At 29.0% G+C, this 18221-nt stretch carries 15 protein-coding genes and 1 pseudogene; 2 read left to right on the top strand and 14 right to left on the bottom strand.

Features of this window, described 5'->3' with window-relative positions:
* From AVBRAN12654_RS05980 to aroQ, 14 genes and pseudogenes are all read right to left on the bottom strand, one after another.
* Entirely contained in the window at positions 1–1077 is a 1077-nt protein-coding gene (locus tag AVBRAN12654_RS05980; RefSeq protein WP_214119947.1) for a PrpF domain-containing protein, read from the bottom strand.
* Between the two features lie 2 nt (positions 1078–1079).
* Positions 1080–1937 (bottom strand): isocitrate lyase/PEP mutase family protein, encoded by an 858-nt coding sequence (locus AVBRAN12654_RS05985; RefSeq protein WP_214119946.1) that lies wholly within the window; start codon positions 1935–1937, stop codon positions 1080–1082.
* A 108-nt stretch (positions 1938–2045) separates the two neighbouring features.
* Positions 2046–3380, bottom strand: coding sequence for a branched-chain amino acid transport system II carrier protein (brnQ, locus tag AVBRAN12654_RS05990; RefSeq protein WP_336614130.1), 1335 nt, complete (start codon positions 3378–3380; stop codon positions 2046–2048).
* Between the two features lie 18 nt (positions 3381–3398).
* On the bottom strand, positions 3399–5702 hold the full coding sequence (locus AVBRAN12654_RS05995; RefSeq protein ID WP_336614131.1) for a DNA translocase FtsK: 2304 nt from the start codon (positions 5700–5702) through the stop codon (positions 3399–3401).
* Position 5703: 1 nt separating this feature from the next.
* Entirely contained in the window at positions 5704–7992 is a 2289-nt protein-coding gene (locus AVBRAN12654_RS06000; RefSeq protein ID WP_336614132.1) for a flagellin N-terminal helical domain-containing protein, read from the bottom strand.
* A gap of 44 nt (positions 7993–8036) precedes the next feature.
* A complete protein-coding gene (locus tag AVBRAN12654_RS06005; protein ID WP_336614133.1) occupies positions 8037–8564 on the bottom strand; it encodes a TIGR00730 family Rossman fold protein in 528 nt (175 codons plus the stop codon).
* Positions 8561–9376 (bottom strand): flagellar motor switch protein FliY, encoded by an 816-nt coding sequence (gene fliY, locus AVBRAN12654_RS06010; RefSeq protein ID WP_214117267.1) that lies wholly within the window; start codon positions 9374–9376, stop codon positions 8561–8563. The genes AVBRAN12654_RS06005 and fliY overlap by 4 nt, the downstream gene beginning before the upstream one ends.
* Positions 9369–10469 carry a flagellar motor switch protein FliM gene (fliM, locus tag AVBRAN12654_RS06015; RefSeq protein ID WP_214117268.1) on the bottom strand — a complete coding sequence of 367 codons (1101 nt, stop codon included), beginning with the start codon at positions 10467–10469 and terminating at the stop codon, positions 9369–9371. The genes fliY and fliM overlap by 8 nt, the downstream gene beginning before the upstream one ends.
* Positions 10462–11157 (bottom strand): RNA polymerase sigma factor FliA, encoded by a 696-nt coding sequence (locus tag AVBRAN12654_RS06020; protein WP_250325125.1) that lies wholly within the window; start codon positions 11155–11157, stop codon positions 10462–10464. The genes fliM and AVBRAN12654_RS06020 overlap by 8 nt, the downstream gene beginning before the upstream one ends.
* A complete protein-coding gene (locus AVBRAN12654_RS06025) occupies positions 11141–11494 on the bottom strand; it encodes a hypothetical protein (protein WP_214149799.1) in 354 nt (117 codons plus the stop codon). The genes AVBRAN12654_RS06020 and AVBRAN12654_RS06025 overlap by 17 nt, the downstream gene beginning before the upstream one ends.
* Positions 11495–11499: 5 nt before the next feature.
* Complete coding sequence (locus AVBRAN12654_RS06030) at positions 11500–12366, bottom strand: P-loop NTPase (RefSeq protein ID WP_214117271.1); 867 nt, start codon at positions 12364–12366, stop codon at positions 11500–11502.
* Positions 12367–12369: 3 nt separating this feature from the next.
* A pseudogene (gene flhF / locus AVBRAN12654_RS06035) lies at positions 12370–13608 on the bottom strand (flagellar biosynthesis protein FlhF); the annotation flags it as partial.
* 39 nt (positions 13609–13647) lie between these two features.
* Complete coding sequence (gene folK, locus AVBRAN12654_RS06040) at positions 13648–14127, bottom strand: 2-amino-4-hydroxy-6-hydroxymethyldihydropteridine diphosphokinase (RefSeq protein WP_214117274.1); 480 nt, start codon at positions 14125–14127, stop codon at positions 13648–13650.
* Positions 14127–14612 (bottom strand): type II 3-dehydroquinate dehydratase, encoded by a 486-nt coding sequence (gene aroQ, locus AVBRAN12654_RS06045; RefSeq protein ID WP_336608638.1) that lies wholly within the window; start codon positions 14610–14612, stop codon positions 14127–14129. Before aroQ ends, folK begins: the two co-directional genes overlap by 1 nt.
* A gap of 193 nt (positions 14613–14805) precedes the next feature.
* On the opposite strand from aroQ, the gene flgK reads away from it, so the two are divergent.
* Together flgK and der are read left to right on the top strand one after the other, a co-directional pair.
* Positions 14806–16656 (top strand): flagellar hook-associated protein FlgK, encoded by a 1851-nt coding sequence (flgK, locus tag AVBRAN12654_RS06050; RefSeq protein WP_336614134.1) that lies wholly within the window; start codon positions 14806–14808, stop codon positions 16654–16656.
* Positions 16657–16690: 34 nt separating this feature from the next.
* Positions 16691–18097, top strand: coding sequence for a ribosome biogenesis GTPase Der (gene der, locus AVBRAN12654_RS06055; RefSeq protein WP_239803537.1), 1407 nt, complete (start codon positions 16691–16693; stop codon positions 18095–18097).
* Positions 18098–18221 lie beyond the last annotated feature (124 nt).

An 18221-nucleotide genomic window follows, 5' to 3' on the forward strand; every position in this document is an offset into this window, starting at 1 on the left:
TTAATTAATGTAAATAAATCCGTCCATTATTCTTCTTGCACTTCTTTTAAGTCCAACACCTATGATTTTACCACTTTCTATCTCTACGCTAACATCTACTACGCCTAAAAAATGTTTAATTTTTACATCTTGAATACCATTTTGTATCATAGTTAAACCACTAAGCTCATTTGCTAAAGTGCCATTTTCTAATGCTGCAACGGCTAAATTATATAATCCACTAGCAGGCGAACTTTTGTGAAGATTTCTAAGGCTTAAAACCCTAATTCCTATATCAAATTCACTTTTATCATCAGATTTAAAAAGTGCTGCTATTTTTGGTATAGCTTGATTGTTTTCTAAATCATTTTCATCTTTAGCAAAACCTAATTTAATAGCATAAAAATCTCTTAATTTGTTTAAATCTTCAATAGCTTTTAAAGCACTAAAATCATTATAATTTAAATTAAAATCTAAATCAAATTCCCTTGCATCAACATATAAAAATGGATTTATTAAATCAAGTAAAGTAGCTCTATAACCATTAAAATTGCTAATTTTTCCTAATGGATATTTAAGTCCTGTTTGTTCAGCACCTGCATTTTTAATAAAAACATCAGCTAGCTCACAACCACCAAAAACTCCTTGCATAATACTAGAGCCTTTTTCTACAAATTCTCCATCTTTAATCTTAGCTTTAAATTCAATAATTTTTTGAATATTTGTATTGTAAATTCTAACACATACATTGCTTGCAAACCTATCAAAACTAAATAACTTTTCATTAATAGCATAAGCTCCAACAGCAGCTATTAAATTCCCGCAAGTGCCTTTATTATCTATACTATCTTTCATAACCCCAGCTTGAAAGAATTCCCACTCAATATCATAATTTTTATTATTTACACTTTTTACAACGCATATTTTATTGGTTGATGATATAGAACCACCTAGCCCATCAATAGCGTTTTGGTTATGACAATCAATAGATTTTTTAAATATATCAGCCCAAGTGCTTTTATCTTTAGGCAAGTCATTTGCGTTAAATATTAGCCCCCTACTCGTGCCACCCCTATAAACACTGCATTTAATTTTCATAATTATCCTTTAAATTTATTTTCTATATCCATCCACTTATCAAATTCACATATTCTATTTCTTTCTTTCATAGAAATCATTAAATGTTCTGCATTATCTGTTCTGCCTGTAGTTTTTAGATGATTTAATAAATCATTCATACCTTTAATAGCAGCTTTTAAAGTAGCATTTGCATAAAGAACTATATTAAAGCCCATTTTTTGTAATTCATCATTGCTCAATATCGGAGTTTTGCCACCTTCTACCATATTTGCAATATGATAAGCTTTTACTAATTTAGGAAGACTTGCCATTTGTTCTATGCTAGTAGGAGCTTCTATAAATAATATATCAGCTCCGCTTTCTAAATACGCATTAGCTCTATTAATAGCATCATCAAAACCATTAACAGCAATTGCGTCTGTTCTTGCAATTATTAAAGTATCATATTCTAAGGCGTCTTTACAAGCTTTGATTTTCGCACACATTTCATCTTGAGATATTAATTTTTTCCCATCAAAATGCCCGCACCTTTTTGGTAGTTGCTGGTCTTCTATTTGAATTGCTGCTATTTTGTTTTTGCTAAATTCTTTTGCTGTTCTATAAACATTTAAAGCATTGCCGTAGCCATTATCTATATCTGCTATTACGGGAAGATTTGTAGCGTCGTTTATTCTCTTTGTATTTTCTAACATTTCATTCATACTAACAAGTCCTATATCAGGAAAACCAAACTGCATATTTGCCATACCTGCTCCTGTAGCATAAACAACTTTAAAACCTGCTAATTCAATAAGTCTTGCATATAAAGCACAAGAAGCTCCTGGTGCTACTAGAATTTCTTGTGAATTAAGTGCTTCTTTTAAAATTTTTGCTTTCATTAGCACTCCTTTTAAAAAATGCTTAATCTTAACACAAAATTTTAATTTTTGATATTAATTGTTAATTAATAAGAAATAAGTGTGTAGAATTGTAACAAGATGATTTAATTAAAAATCATCTTTTTTACTAAAGGCATTAATAATATATCCTAATATAAACATAACAATCACAGGTATAACCCAGCCAAGCATAGATGAGTAAAATGGCAACATTTCTAAATATTTAGCTATACCTAAATAAGATAATATTTTTTCATCATTTATGTTTAAAATTGAGCTATCAATTGCGTTTAAAATTCCTATAAAAGCCGCAGTATAAACGCTAAATCTATAAATGATTTTGCTCTCATTTATTAAATTATTTATTAAAGATAAAATTATTAAAACTATAGCTATTGGATAAATCGCTATTAATATAGGAACGCTTACTTTTAAAATCTGCGTTAAACCTTGAATTGATAAAACAAAACTAGCAACTACCCAAATAATAACCCAAGTTTTATAAGAAATCTTAGTAACACTACTAAAATAACTAGCACTTGAGCCAATCAAACCAATCGTAGTAGTAAGACAAGCAAGTAAGGCAGTAAATCCTAAAATAAATCTACCAAAACTACCAAATAAATCATCACTAATTAATGATAATAAAATAGCCCCATTACTAGCGTCTTTAAAGGTATTACCATAAACATAGCCTAAATACCCTAAAGCAAAATAAACTATCATTAAAATAATTCCAGAAAATAATCCTGCTTTTATAGTAAGTAATGATAATTGATGTTTATTAGTAACTCCTAATGATTTTAAAGCCCCAACAACACTAATCCCAAATACTAAAGCAGCAAGCGCATCCATAGTCTGATAGCCTTCTACAAATGCTGTTGCTACTGGGTGGGTAGTGTAATTTTGATTAGGAATGCTAACATTTACTTCTGAATAAATTAAAGTGCATATAAAAAATACTGCTATTAAAATAAGTAAAATCGGTGTTAAATACTTGCCTAATGTATCTAACATAGTGCTAGGATTTAAGCATATATAATAATTAAGTGCAAAATATATAAAACTATAAAAAGCTAAATAATATACATTATATTCATTATCAACAAAAGGTAAAATCATTATTTCATAAGGCATAGTGCTAGCTCTTGGAATTGCTACTAAAGGCCCTATGGTAATATAAATAACTGCTACAAAAATTACTGCAAATGTTACATTTACTCTACTTGCTAATTCTTTTAATGTTCCTGCTTTAGCAACTGCAGCAACGCCTAAAACAGGTAAAGCAACACCTGTTACACAAAAAAACAAAATCGCTAAATAAAAATTACTCCCCGCATCCATTCCTAGTTTTGGTGGCAAAATAAAATTCCCAGCACCAAAAAACATAGCAAACAGCATTAATGCTACTACATAAAATTCTTTTTTTCCTATTTTTGTCATATTTCTCCTTAGATTTTTTTATAAAAGACTTCTCACACCTTTTGAATTAGGTTCGCTCAAAATTCCTTGCTTTTCGCACTGCTCTACAATATTAGCAGCTCTATTGTAACCTATATTTAATTGGCGTTGAATATAAGAAATACTAGTTTTTCCGCTCTCTTGCATAATTCTTACAGCTTCACTGAATAATTCATCTACACTATCATCATTATTTTTAACATAGGTTTGAGTAAAGCTTGAATCTTGTAAAATACTCTCATCATAATTTGCTTTTTCTTGTTTTTTTAAATGCTCTACTACTCTAATTATCTCTTCTTCACTTGCAAATGGAGCGTGCAATCTTACTATCTGACTTGTTCCTGGTGGAGTAAATAAACTATCTCCACGACCAAGCAAACTCTCAGCTCCTTTAGAATCTAGTATAACCTTACTATCAACTCCAGTTCCAACTTTATAGCTTAATCTACTAGGTAAATTTGCCTTAATAAGACCTGTTATTACATCTACACTTGGGCGTTGTGTAGCTACTATTAGATGAATTCCTGCTGCTCTTGCCATTTGAGCTAATCTTGCTATATAAGTTTCTACTTCTTTTCCACTAGTCATTATTAAATCAGCCAACTCATCAATAATAATTACAATATAAGCAAAAGGCTCAAGTCCTAATTTAGGTGCTTTTTCATTAAAACTTTCAATATTTTTAGTATAAACGCTAGCCATTAATTCATATCGTCTTTCCATCTCTAAAACCATATTTTTTAAAGCTAAAGTTGCTTTTTCTGCTCTTGTAATTACAGGAGTTAATAAGTGCGGAATATCATTATACATTGAAAATTCAAGCATTTTAGGGTCAATCATTAATAACCTTAAAGTCCTTGGGCTATTTTTATATAAAAGACTTAAAATCATAGCATTAATACCCACACTCTTACCACTTCCTGTAGTTCCTGCTATTAATAAATGCGGTAAGCGTTTTAAATCAGTTACAAAAGTATTTCCTACTATATCCTTACCTAAGGCTATTGTTAATTTACTTTTAGATTTTGAAAATAATTCATCTTCAAAAATAGTTCTAATATTAATTGTTTGAGAAGTTTTATTTGGAATTTCAATCCCTACCACATCTTTTCCTGGAATTGGTGCTTGAATTCTAATACTTGTAGCCTTAAGTGCCATAGCTAAATCATCAGCTAAGCCTGAAATTTTGCTAAGCTTTACATCAGCAGCAGGTCTAAACTCAAATGTAGTAACCACAGGACCCCAATATGTTTTAACCACATCTCCATCAATCTTAAAATGCTTTAATTTTGCTAAAAGCTCGTTTATTTTCTCATCAAGTTCATCTTCATTAATTATTATTTCTGTAGTTACGGCTTTATCTAATAATTCCACACTAGGTAACTCAAAATCTCTTGGTATTTCAATCGCTCCTAATTCAATATCTTTTAAAATTGCTTTATTTTCTTCAAGCTCATTTAAAATCTCTACTTTTTTGCCTTTTTTAGGGACAAAACTTTGAGAATCTTGCTCATCTACTATCAAAATATCTTGAAAATCATTAGAATTTAAAACAGGAATTTCATTTTGTATTTCTTCGGTTTGCTCTACTGATTTTTCTTCTTTTATTTCGTTTTTAACTATTTTAAAATCATCTTTATTAATGCTATCTTTGTTTATTTTCTGCATTAAAGGCTCTAAGATTATTTTTGGCTCACTAATTATTTTGCCTTGTTCGTTTGTAAAATTAATTTTAGTCTTTTCATCTTCTTTAGTGGTTTTTATTTCATATGATTTTACAAATCTAATATTGCCTAAATCGCTTAAAATTTCTTCTTTTGGTTTTGATTTGTCTTCTTTAGGAGTTTTTGTTTCTTTTATGATTTTTTCTTTTTTAATAGGTTTTTCTTTGCTTTTAAAAAGATTTTTGAACTTATCTTTATCTTGTAATTTTGAATAAATATAAGAATGATTAAAATAAATTAAAACAAATACAAGCAAGATAAAAAATACAATATTTACAAAACCTAAAAAGCTAATAATTCCAAAATCAAAAACACTAGAAAAAGGTAAAGATAATATCAAAATACTACAAATTATATTGGCTAATATTTTTAAAGCATATTTAAAAGATTTATATACAAATAAGTAATTTCCTACAAATGCTAATAAAAAAATATAAGAAAGACTTCCAAAACAAATTCTTAAGCCCTTGCTAAAATAAGCACTTGCTAAAAACAATCCATTAGCTTCGGGTAAAAATAGCCCGAAACTAAAATAAAATAATATAAATGAAACAAATATAAATATAAATTCTTTTTTCATCTTACATATAATTTAATAAGCTTAATTTTGAAACCTGCGCACTAGCTTGTAAAGTAGCTTGTAAGGTAATTGTCGCTTGCATTAGCATTAATTGGCTTTCTACAGGGTCTGAATTAAGAACCTTTGCCTTAACTTGTTCAACATTTACTTTCATTAAATCCGCTCTATCTTGAGAATTTTGAATACTTGTTTGAGTTGCACCTATTTTTGTATGAACTTTATTAATATGATCTTGTAAATGGTCAATCCTTTTTAAAGCTCCTTGAATACCAACACTTTTTAACAATTCAGGATTATTACTATCTGCTCTATAATTTCCATTTCTAACAGCTTCTATCATCTTATCAAGGTCTTTTATAATATCAACCCTGCCTTCATCAACAATTAAAGTAGAATTTGTATTAAAATTAAACAAATCTCCCTTTTTAGAACCTTCAGCAATTGGCAAACCATTAGCATCATTTCCAAAATCAAATTCATCTTTATTCATAGTATTAGCGTCAAATATAGCTAAATCTATTTTAGTAGTAGTCGCACCTTTGTCTATTAAAGTCATTTGACCTTTTTCATTAAGACCTACATCAACTGAATTTTTAGAATTAATTAACAGCCTTTCTAATTCTGCTTTATCATCATTATTTAAAATCATAGGAGAATTAGCTTGATTTGGATATTTTTGAACTAATTGATAATCTTTAGTTGGGATATTATCACTAGCAAACATAGAAATAATATCTCCTAATTGCTTATATGTTATATTTTCAGGATTTGTCTTAACACTATCTGAAATATGCTGATTATTATCATAAACCACATTTGTAATAGGTAAAGTTACCTTTTTATCTTGACCATTTTGTTTATAACTAGCCGTTGCAGTGCCTTGAGTAATATTAAAATCTATTGAATAATGTACCTTATTTTTTGAAGTAATTTCTAGTTTTAAAACACTATCAGGTCTTGTAGTATCATTTGGATTTAGCTTTAATGTTCCTTGCGAAGCCTCAACTAATTTAGTCTCATTAGTAGCTACATTATTATTTTTATCTACTTGAGCTATGTTTGAGCTTAAGATATTATCTTTTTTACTAAATAAAGACCTAGAATAATCAATCCCATCGCTAGTAAAAGAAGTATCTATATTACCTGTATTTGTAAATTCTAAAACAAAAACATTATTATTATTTCTTAAATCATTTGGATTAGTTACACTTGCTAACTCACTTTTAACAGGAAAAGGAATGATAGGCATTGGTGGTGTATCAGGTATTTTTGGTGGATAAATTTGTCCGAAATCATCAGCCTTAGCAGTAGCTGCAAACATAGAAAAATTAATTCTACTTTCTTGATTTTTTAAATCAGTAATTTCTATTGTTCCATTATTGCTAAGCGTTACATCTACTACCTTATTTTCTTTAGTATTTCCGTATAACTCACCTATTTTACTAAGCATAGCACCAACATCTTCACTAGCACCCATCTTAAACTTAGCTTTAAAACTCTCACCATTTCCCTTAGTCCCACGAACATAAAAATAAGTATCAGGAAATCTTCCTTCATCATTTTTTAAAAAATGATCATTCACATTAAGCTCTTTTCCATTAGCTTGTGGTTTTAAATATTCTTTACCAATTAAGTCTTTAATCTTACTATCTTGAGTAATATAATGCACTTCTTCTGGTTTATTAATATCATATCTTCTATCAACCAAACGAACATTTGTGCTGATTATTTTTTTATAATCATTATCAACACCCTTCATAAGCTCTTGACCTGAAATATTGTAATCATTATACACATTAGACCCTAGTAAAACTTGCATATTCTCATCATTGCCATAATAATTACCTTTTTCATCAAAAGGCTTAGTCCCAACATTAGTTCCACTGAATAAATATTGTCCGTTAATACTTGTATTTGCAATATTTACAATATGATCTCTTATTTTTTGTAAGTCATTTGCTAAAGCGTTTAAAGAAGTATCAGAATGAACTTCGTTTGCACCTTGAATTAATTTGTTTTTAAATTGGTCTAGTGCCTTACTCATTTCATCTACTGCTTTATCAGAGTTTTTTGTAATATTTATAGCTTTACTAGCAGCTTCGCTAATTTGCTGAAATGTAGAAATCTCATAAACAAGTCTTGAACCTTCTGAATAAATTCCAGCGTCATCATAAGATTGATTAATCTTCAAACCACTTGTTAATTGGTTATTTGCGTCATTTATCATATTTTGCTGACGCTGAAAATTGCCTAAATTTTGTGAATAAATATAAGAGCTTGTTATTCTCATTCTTTTTCCTTGTTAATAATCTTTAGGGTATATCGGTAAAAAAATTATTTTATTAAGTCTAAAACTTCACTAGGTGTATTTGCTATACTAAAAATATTTAAAGAACTCTCATCAATTGCACCGGAATTTAAAAGTATATTTTTAAAAAAATCAACTAATGGTTTAAAAAATTCTTCGTTATATAAAATGATTTTATAATTTCTTAATTTTGTTTGAGCTAAGGTTAAAACTTCAAATAATTCATCTAAAGTTCCGTATCCACCAGCACAAACTATCATTACATCATTTTGCATTAAGGCTTTTTTTCTTAAAGATAAATCGCTAAATTCAATAGATTTAGTGCAATATTCATTTAATCTTTGTTCCATTGGTAATTTTATATTAATACCAATACTCTCAACCCCGCCAACTAAAAAAGCAGCTTTATTAGCAGCGTGCATAATACCACCGCCACCACCTGTAGTAATGCTATAGCCGTTCTTTGCTAGAACTTCACTTAATTCAAAAGCGTCTTTATAATATTTATTATTTTCATCAAATCTAGCCGAGCCAAAAATTGTAACTGATTTCATCTAAGACTTTCTAACCTTTCTTTTTTATCTCCGATTTTAGTAATTTGAACACCAAAATTTCCATCAACAATAACAACTTCTCCTTCAGCAAAACATTTATCCCCAACTAAGATTTCTAAAGGGTCATTTGCTAATTGGTCAAGCTCAATAACAGAACCTATATCCATTGTTAAAACATCTTTTAAAAGCATTTTTTTACTACCAATTCTAACTCTAATCGGAAGCTTTACATCCATTATTAAATTAATATTTTTTAACTCACCCAAATCCATTTTAGGCGCACTTACTTCACTTTCTTTTGTAGAATTTGAATTAGGATTTAAAAGCTTATAAGCTTTTTCATTGATAGCAAGACTTATTTGCTCATTTAAATCATTGATATTTACATCATAAAAATAAATTTTATAAAACTTAGATAAATCACACTCATCAGTCAAAAACTCACATTTTTCTAAGCTAAAATTAAACTTAGGTAAATCTTTTTGTGCATTTAATGAAGTTGAAAATGCTGAAAATATATTGCTAATTGCTTCTTTGCTAGCGTCAAGCTCATCTGTGCCTAAATTCTCATTCATTGAGATTTCTTCTTCACCCATCATCCATTCAGAAATCGCACTCATTAAAACAGGACTTGATAAAAATGCAAATTCTTTATCTTCGCTTTTAAAAACAGCTTTTAAAATAGGTGGTTTTAAGGCATTGTTTTTAATATCAAACTCACTATATTCACTAAATCTAGCACTTTTTCCTGTAAGCCCTTCAATAGTGGCAATACATTCATTTACAAATAAACCTAAAAACTCATCAATCATCTAATTTTTCCTCATCTTCCATTGACAATTCTTCTTGAATTTCTACTACTTTATCAAATTCTGCAGCCTTTGTTTTACGCTCTAGTTCGTAAGCTTCAAGTATGTTTTTAACCTCATCTTTATCAGTTTTAATTAAATCTAAAATCTTAATTGATTTTTGGTATCTATGAATACCAAATTGAGCTAAAAATACATCTTTTCCATCAACGCTCACAATAGCTTTATCATCAGCATTTCTATTTAACTTAATAATATTTCCATTCTCAAGTCCTAAAAATTCTTCTACACTAATAAAAGCCTTACCTAAAATCACTTCATAGACCATATCAGCACGACCTACTAAGGTTTTGATTTCTTTATTTCTACTTTTTTTAGCACTTGTTTCGCCTAGCATTACATCACGATTTGCTAAACGACCTAAAATTGGTTCTAAATAAATTACAGGATAACAAATATTAATCATACCGCTATTATTACCTATAGTAAGCTCCATTACAACCATTATTACTATTTCGTTTTGGCTTACAATTTGGACTACACTTGGGCTACTTTCTTTAGCTTCTACGCTAGGATACATATCAGTAATTATTGACCAGCTTTCTTTAAGCCTACCCATCATAATTCTTAAAATACTATCAAGTAAGTTAATCTCAATATCTGTTAATTCTCTATTTTTTTCACTTCCTTCTCCAGCTCCGCCTAATAACTTATCAATCATAGGAAAGGCAATACTAGGATTTATCTCTAAAACACAAGTTCCATCTAAAGGCTTGATTGAAAAAACATTAAAGCTAGTAGGATTTGGTAAAGACATCAAAAACTCACCATAAGTCATCTGGTCAACTGAATGTAGCTTTATTTCCACCATACTTCTCATCATTTGAGAAATTTGAGTAGCAAGGCTTCTTGCTAATTTATCATGAATTCCTTTTACTGCACGAAGTTGCTCTTTACTAACACGATTTGGACGCTTAAAATCATATATTATGATTTGCCTTTCATCGTTTTCTTTCTTTACTTCAGGGACACTATCGGCTGAATCAACGGAATTTAAAAGTGCGTCTATTTCTTCTTGAGATAAAATATCAGCCATCAATTAGCCTTTTTCTTAATGTATTAATTACCCTACTTTGCAACTGCGATACTCTTGATTCGCTAATTTGCAAAATTTCACTAATTTCTTTTAAACTAAGCTCTTCATAAAAATATAACTGAATAATCAATTGTTCTCTTTCATTTAATTCTTCTAAAACTTCGGTAATTTTTTCTAATAAATTTTCTTTATCAAGTCTTTCATTAGCGTCTTCATCGCTTAATACTTGTAATTGTTCATCTAATGGAACGATATAGCTAATTGATTGTGCCAATCTTGCTTCTTTAATCTTATCTATATCTATACCTAATTCACTTGCTAAATACTCATCACTTGGTTCTTCATCAAAATCATTTATATAATCATTTATTATTTTTTCTATATCTTTTACAATTTTTCTATTGCTTCTGCTTAAAGTATCAAGACTTCTTAAAAAATCAAGCATAGAACCATATACTCTTTTTCTAGCATATCCCCAAAAATTATCATTTTGTAAATCATCATAGCGTCTTGCTAATTTGATTAATTCTTCAGTCCCAACACCTATTAAATCATTAACATCAACACTAGCGGGCAAGCGTTCTTTTAATCTAAATGCCATAGCTCTTAATGCTGGTTGATATTTAACAGCTAATTCATCTTGAGCATTTCTTAAAGCACTTGCATACGCATTAAGCCGCTTTTGCATTATATTTCCTTGCAGGTTTTGTTTGCTTTTTGATAATTTCTAATTCACTTTCTACACTCTGAATAATCTTATCCATTCTATTTTCTCTAATTTCAAGCTCTTTTATAAAATGATTTGTGGTATTTTCATAAGCAAATTTATCAAAATTCCTACTACCTAATTTCTTTGCATCAACAAAATTAAGAACAACAAGGTGAATTAAAATATAAAAAACAAAAGTAGTAAATAAGGTAAAACCTATCATCATAAACGGATCATCAATCTTAAATACAGCACAAATAAAACCTATAAAAAATCCACAAACTGTAACAAAAGCAATATAATTATCCGTTCTCATATACCTTAAATCCTATCAATTAATCTCTTAAAAAAGCTTTTTATATTTCCTGAATCAGAATCTTTAAGCACATTTCGTTCCAATCTTGATAAAAGATTATTAGTAGCTTTTTTTAATTGATTAGTTTCTCTTGACGAACTTTGAGAAAACAAAACCCTACTTTTAATACAATCAATAACATAAGCAGAGCTTTCTAAATATCCTAAATATTTTAATTCAGGATTATTTTTAATATTTGCTGATGCAACTTTTGAAATATTTGTAAATAAATCTAGTGCTTCTTTTTCGCTTTTTACCACATTAAAAAGCATTAAAAAATCATTTCTTACATCAGAAGTAACTTTAATAGTAGCATAAGCATCAGTAATTGCAGCAGGATCAGGTGTAGTTACAACAATAACTTCATCAGCAATTTCTAAAAAATGTAAAGTAGTTCCACCAATACCAGCACCCGTATCAATTATCAAAAAGTCTAAATCTTCTAATAATTCAGCATCTTCTAAAAAAGCGTCAAAATAGCTTGAATTATTGTATTTTAAAATCTCTCCACCACTATCACCTGGGATTAGTTTTAAATTCGGTTTTACTTGTTTAATAATATCAGCTAGCTTACATTCTCCTTTTAAAACATGTAATAAATTTTTACCTATTTTCACATTTAAAATTACATCAAGATTTGCAAGACCAATATCAGCATCAAAAAGACCTACTTTATATCCATCATTTGCAAGTAAATTAGCAATATTAGCACTTATTGTGCTTTTACCAACCCCACCTTTACCACTTGTAATTGCAATAAATTTTGTATTTTTCTTATTTACTTTATGCTCATTTTTCATAAGCTCATTTAATTTATCAGCTTGTGTTTGCATAATTTATCCTTTAAATCCATCTAAAACGCATTTAATTAAATACTCGCTATTAGCTACTAAAATATCATCAGGAACATTCTGACCTATTGAAAAAAACGAAACAGGTTTTTTAATATTAAAAATTAATGAAAAAATATTACCAAAAGCTCTAGTTTCATCAAATTTTGTAAGTATTAAAGTATCAATATTTAAAGCATTAAAAGCATTAAAAGTCTCTTCCATATCATCATACTTCATACCTGCATTTAATACTAATGCAACTTCAATTTCACTCTCACTAGCCTTTAAATAACTTTCTAATTTTTCAATTTTTGTTTTATCATATTGAGAATTACCGGTTGAATCTATTAAAACCACATCATAACCACTTAAAGTCTCAAGGTTTTTATGTAAATCTTCTTCGGTTGATACAAATGCAATTGGTAATCTCATAGTCCTAGCGTATTCAGCTAATTGCTCTTTAGCACCTAGTCTAAAATTATCAAGCGAAACTATAGCAGTTTTGTATCTTTTGCTTCCGTATGCGTATCTATAAGCTAGCTTAGCTAATGTTGTAGTCTTGCCAACCCCTGTTGGGCCAACTAACATAATTATTTTTTGTTTTCTAATAGGTGCATCAACTCTGCAAGGTATCATACTTTTAAGTAAGGTTGTAAAATATCTAGTAATTGCTTCTTTATTACTCAATAAAGCTTTTGGCATATTTTTAAGAGTTGCTCTCATAATTTCATCTAAATGAGTTTGTAACATATCACTTTTTTTTGCTTTATCATAAATTAATGCAAACTCAGGTGGAATTTCAAGATTATTTCTAGCAGGAGCAAGTTCTCCCCATCTCATACTCATTAAATAATCTACTTTGCTATTTAACTCATTTAATAATTGCTTATCATCTTTTGACTTATTGCTAGAATTAGGATTAAACTTTAATCTAGATAATTCTTTTTTAGAATTTAAATCTTGATTAAGTGATTTATTTTCATTTTGATTTTGCTTATTTTCTATAGCTATTTTTCTATCAAAATTATCGCTTTTAAATTCTTTTAAGCTATTTTCGTAGTGTAACGCTGCTCTTTTATTTACAATTGGCTGCTTTTTTTCTTTTGTATCATTAATAGCTACAACTACTTCTACCATAGCAGGGCTTGTTGGAGTTCTTCCTTCTACTTGAGTTACAGCAACTATTTCAGCTTCATCTCCATAATAATCTCTAACATAAGCTAAATAATCTTGTCCTTTTTCTACTCTAAAACTATCTTGCCTAATTGCCATATTTTTTCCTTACATTGTTCCTAATACTAAAGTTATACTAATCCTATCTTCTGCACCATAATGTGGTAATACTAATCTCTTATCGCAATATGTTTTTTCACTAAAATAAACAATATCTAAATCAAGAGTTCTAGGTGCATTTTTAAAACTTCTTGTCCTATGAAAAATATTTTCATAGTGTTGTAAAACTTTTAAAAGCTCTCTTGCGTGAAGACTTGTTTTAACAAACATTAAAGCATTTGTAAAATCTTTTTGCTCTTTATACCCAAAAGCTTCATTTATTAATAATGCTGAAGTTTGAATAATCTTAAATCTTCTATCAGATTTTAATTTTTTAAATAATCTTACAAATCTTTCACACTCAGGCTCTATATTACTACCAAGAGAAATTAAAGCTAAATATTTATAAGCTTTATTATCCTTGCTAAAATACGGATAATACTTAATCCTTTTAAAATATCTCGCTTCATTTATCTTGATATTTGGCATTAAGCGTTATTTGCTTTTAGTGCTTCTTCTTGAGCTGCTATAAATGCTCTTTGTTGTTGAACCATTTGAATAGCACTAAGTAATGCTAAATGATAGCTAAATGGTCCAAAACCACTAATAGTTCCAGCACATACAGGACTTAAGAAACTCTTAGCTCTAAATTCTTCTCTAGCATAAATATTGCTAATATGAACTTCAATTACAGGCATTCTTGTAGCTGCTATTGCATCAGCAATCGCAATTGATGTATGAGTATATCCACCAGCATTTATAATAATTGCATCACAAGTTCCTACACACTCTTGAATTTTATCAATTATTTCGCCTTCATAATTGCTTTGATAAAACTCTATATCAACATTGCTTTCTTTAGCAGCTAAACTCATTTGTTCATGTATTTGAGCCATAGTCATAGTTCCATAAATTCTAGGGTCTCTTTGACCTAACATATTTAAATTTGGTCCTTGAATTACCATTATTTTCATACTTCTTCCTTTAATAAATATTTTAATGTTGGATTATAAGTTTTTAATTTTAATATAAGTTATTAAAAAATATTTTTTAAATCAATATCCAAAAAAAGAATTTCAAATAAATATAAAGATTAATAAAATTTTTACGATATGGAATATATTTTGCTAATAAGCTTAAATCAAGTTAAAGTTTTAAAGGTTAATTATGAGTATATTTTCAACACTAAATACAGGTGTAAGTGGTCTTGGAGCTGCACAAGTTCAAATATCTACAACAGGACATAACATTACAAATGCAAACAATCCTTATTATACTAGGCAAAGAGTGATTCAATCAGCAGCAGATGCTTTACATGTGCCAGCTGGTGATATTGGACTTGGAACTAAGGTTGATAAGATTGTAAGAATTCACGATGAATATGTTTTCACAAAAATGCGTGATAATACAAATAATTTTGAGCATACTAAATATCTAAAAACAAAACTTGAAGAAGCAGCACAAAGATTTCCTGATTTAAAAGATGTTGGAATTTTAAATGATTTACAAGCTTATCAAAAAGCTTGGAATAATTATGCTAGCAACCCTGCTGATGGTGCTACAAAAATAAATCTAGTTCAAGTAGCAACAACCCTTGCAAAAGATATAAAAGCTACTAGAGATGATATGTTTAAAATGCAAAAATCAGTAAATGATGATGTAGTTTTAACTATTGAAGAAATAAATAGAATTGGTAAGGATATTTCTACAATTAATGCTCAAATAGCAGCAAGTGAGAGTGCTGGTGATTCTATGGCAAACGATTTAAGAGATAAAAGAGATGAATTAGAATTAAGACTTTCAAAACTCGTTAAATCATCAGTTTTTAAAGAGAATTTAGAACAAAATGCTTCATTTGATACAAATATAAAAGATGGAAGCATAGATTATCATTTAAATATTGAAGGTTTTTCTATAGTTGATGGGACAACATTTCATCCATTAAGAATAGATAGTGTTGCTGCAGGAAGCCCTTTTCAAAGGATTTATTATGAGCTTCAAGATGGAACTACTGCTGATTTAACTTCTAAATTAAGTGGGGGACAATTAGGAGCTCAACTTGATTTAAGGGGTCGTGAGTTTAATACCCAAACTAATGGATTTGATGATGGTATTTTGCAAGATTATATAAACAATCTTGATTCTTTTGCAAAAACTATGATTACAGAAACAAACAATATCTACTCAAGAGCAGCTCAAAAGCAAATATTATCAAATGAAATGTCTCATCTAAAGAGTGATGATATTATTATGAATGCAGATAATAGATTAAAAACAGGCACATTTGATTTAATCGTATATAACGATAATGGTCAAGAAGTAGCAAGAAAAACAATCACTCTTGATACAAGCACATCAATGACAGGTGGAGTAAGAAGTTCTAGTTTATTAGAAAAAATTAATTCTAATACAGATGATAATAATGATAATAACAATTTAAACGATTTTGATGATTATTTTTTAGCTGATTATTCTTATGATGAAACAAAAGATAGTGGTATTTTTAGTCTTATTCCTAAACTAGATGGATTTAAAGTAGGCGTAGAAGATCATGGCACTAATTTTCCTGGAATTTTTGGTCTTGGAAAATTCTTTGAAGGTACTAATGGTAGCAATATAAATGTAGATACTAGCCTAAGACACGACCCAACTTTACTTAGAGCAAGTAGTTCTGGTGCTGATGGAAATAACGATGTAGCAAATGCAATCAATCAACTTCAATATAATAAAATTGATTTTTACGATACTAAAGGAGAAAGCACTCAAGCTACTTTTGAAGGATTTTATAGGTCTTTGACAACAGATATAGCAAGTCGTGCAGAAAACAATAATACTTTATACAAAACAAACGAAGCTATCTTGGCTAATGTAACAGCAGAATTTCAATCAGTAAGTGGCGTTGATATGAACGAAGAATTAAGTAATCTTATGAAATATCAAGCAAGTTTTGGTGCAAGTGCTAAAATCATCACAACGGTTGATAAAATGTTAGATACTTTGCTAGGACTTAAACAATAATAGCTAAAATGAGCTTTTTTAATAAAGGATATATATGCAAAAAATAATGTTAATAGGAAAGCCAAATGTTGGCAAAAGCTCACTATTTAATCGCTTAGCAAAAGAACGCTTAGCGATAACTTCTGATATTAGTGGCACTACTAGAGATACTAATAGAAAAATAGTTGATATTAATGGAAAAAAGGCTATTTTAGTAGATAGCGGTGGGCTTGATGATAAAGATGAATTATTTCAAAATGTTAAAAAGAACACCTTAAAAGAAGCAAAAGACGCTGATATAATCGTTTATATGGTAGATTGTAAATTAGGTGCAAATGATGATGATAGGGCTTATTTTTATGATTTATTAAAGCTTAAAAAACCAACAGCTTTAGTAATTAATAAAGTAGATAGTAAAAAAGATGAAGAAAGAAGCTTGGAATTTACTCGTTTTGGATTTAAAAATGTATTTAATATAAGCGTATCTCACGCAACGGGGATTGATGAATTAAATGATTTTTTAAGCTCACATTTGCGTGATACTTTCGTGCCTGATAATTCAGAGCTTAGCTTAGAAGATTTCTTAGATGAAAATATAGCTGGTGAATATGATGAAGAAGGCATTAACGAAGTTAGCGAAATTGATGAAAATCATATAAAAATCTCAATTTTAGGGCGTGTAAATGTAGGTAAAAGCTCACTTTTAAACGCACTTGTAAATGATGAAAGATGTGTTGTAAGTAGCATTGCAGGAACAACAATTGACCCTGTAAATGAAAGTATTGAATATAATGGCAAAACGCTTGAATTTATTGATACCGCAGGAATTAGAAGAAGAAGTAAAATTTTAGGTATAGAAAAATACGCTCTAAATCGCACAGAAAAAATGCTAGAAAACTCTCAAATTGCTCTGCTTGTATTAGATGCTGCTGAAGGATTTAACGAGCTTGATGAAAGAATAGCTGGGCTTTTAGGTAAGAATTATTTAGGCGTGATTATAGTTTTAAATAAATGGGATTTATGTGGTAAGAGTGATAAAGAATTTGATGAAGTTTGCAAACATTTAAGGCTTGATAGATTTAAATTCTTAGCCTATGCACCTATTATTAGCGTTTCAGCACTTAGTAAAAAGCGTATTAAAAATCTTTTAGATTTAATCTTAAAAGTGCATTCAAACTACATTCAAAAAATCCAAACTTCAAAACTAAATCAAATAATAGAAGAAGCTTGTCTAGCTCATCCATTGCCACACGATAAAGGCAAACTTGTTAAGATTTATTACGCTACTCAATATAGCGTTGCACCACCAAAAATAGCACTTGTAATGAATAGACCAAAAGCACTTCATTTTTCTTACAAACGCTATTTACAAAATGTATTAAGAAAGCACTATGATTTAAGCGGAGTTCCATTAATCATAGCAGCTCGTAAAAAAGGCGAAAAAGAATTAATTGAAGAATAATTAGGAAGTTAATTCCTAATTATTCGCTAATTTCTGGCTGAATAGTAATATGATGTATATTAAACTTATTCTTAAGTAAAGCATTAAGCTTTTGTAAAACACTTTTAAACTCATTTAAATCACC

The sequence above is a fragment of the Campylobacter sp. RM12654 genome (assembly GCF_020137585.1).
Classification (GTDB): domain Bacteria; phylum Campylobacterota; class Campylobacteria; order Campylobacterales; family Campylobacteraceae; genus Campylobacter_E.